Below are 730 nucleotides of genomic sequence, written 5' to 3' on the forward strand. Positions count from 1 at the left end.
CCGTGACCAGCCCGAACAGGAAGAAGTCATACCATTCAATAGCGGTCCCGACGAAGCTTGCCGCCGTCGCCCGCCGTAGTTGCGCGGCGGTCGACGCGGACCCGCTTCGCGCGTCGGTCGGCTCAGCGGGCATGCCCGAATTGTCGCATGTTTGGTAGCTTGCCATATCGCTTTTGTGGAAGGTCCCACACGGCGCGCAGCCTGGCGGCGACGCCCAGGACCCCGGAGCTGTTGCGTTGGCGGATCGGTGGACACGCCGAGCCGCGTCACCGGGCACTGTCGGATGGCTCGGGCCAGTTCCGTAAACGCGGCGGCCACCCGCAGACCGGGCGGGACGTCGGCGGCGAGTTCGTAGTGTCCGCGTCGGAGGTTCTGAACGAAGGCATGGCCGGCGATGATCGTTTGCGCGGTGCGGTCGGTGCGGAGTCCGCGCATCGGTCTGAGCCTGTGCTTGAGTTGGCTGTGGTCGGCCTCGATCGGATTGTTGGCGTGTCGTGCGGTGTGGTGCCACGACGACGGGACCAGGTCGTCGAGCACTCTCGGATAGACCGGGTTCGCGTCGGTGACAACCTCGCCGGGCGTGACCTTCAGCGTGGTCAGCGTCCGGTGGAAGAACCGCCGGGCCGCTGCGGCGTCCCGACGGGCCGAGACGAGCACGTCGATGACCTGACCATGCTGGTCCACGGCCCGGTACACGTACCGCCACACCCCGTTGACCTTGACGTAGGTC

1 pseudogene is annotated in these 730 nt (G+C 67.4%); it reads right to left on the bottom strand.

The window, feature by feature from the left end:
- Window positions 1–282: 282 nt before the first annotated feature.
- Window positions 283–730, bottom strand: a pseudogene (locus ABGB16_RS33885) (DDE-type integrase/transposase/recombinase); the annotation flags it as partial.

The sequence above is a fragment of the Micromonospora sp. B11E3 genome (assembly GCF_039871625.1).
Taxonomy (GTDB): domain Bacteria; phylum Actinomycetota; class Actinomycetes; order Mycobacteriales; family Micromonosporaceae; genus Micromonospora.